The organism is Adlercreutzia equolifaciens (genome assembly GCF_029076695.1).
Classification (GTDB): domain Bacteria; phylum Actinomycetota; class Coriobacteriia; order Coriobacteriales; family Eggerthellaceae; genus Adlercreutzia; species Adlercreutzia equolifaciens_A.
In genome coordinates this window covers 1-294 of the sequence record NZ_JARFIK010000506.1, presented here as the reverse complement: position 1 = coordinate 294, position 294 = coordinate 1, and the positions used below count along the sequence as shown (strand labels likewise).

Here is a 294-nt window from a genome sequence, read left to right as displayed (position 1 = left end):
CACTGAACAGCGCCGCGCTGCGCCCTGCTGCCAGACTGGCATCCACAAAGGGCGCGGGGTCTAAGCAGAGCAGATGCAGCTCCAGCTCACTGCCCCGGGCGGTGAGCTGGGTGACAAAATGGCTGTCGTACCGGTCAGCCGCGCGGGCGATGTCCTGCAAGGCAAAGTAGAGTTCCAGCAGCTGCGCGTGGGCGGGGTCGTCAGGGTTCTGTTCCAGCCAGTCCTGCAAGGGAGTATGCACCGCCCGCAGAGCGGCGGACAAGGCGGCGGGCAGCTGCTGCAAAAACACGGTGC

Annotated in this window: 1 protein-coding gene; it reads right to left on the bottom strand. The window is 66.0% G+C overall.

The window, feature by feature from the left end; translation table 11 throughout:
- Positions 1–294, bottom strand: a 294-nt coding sequence (locus PZH32_RS13390) for a hypothetical protein (protein WP_275208746.1), incomplete at both ends; no start/stop codon positions are given.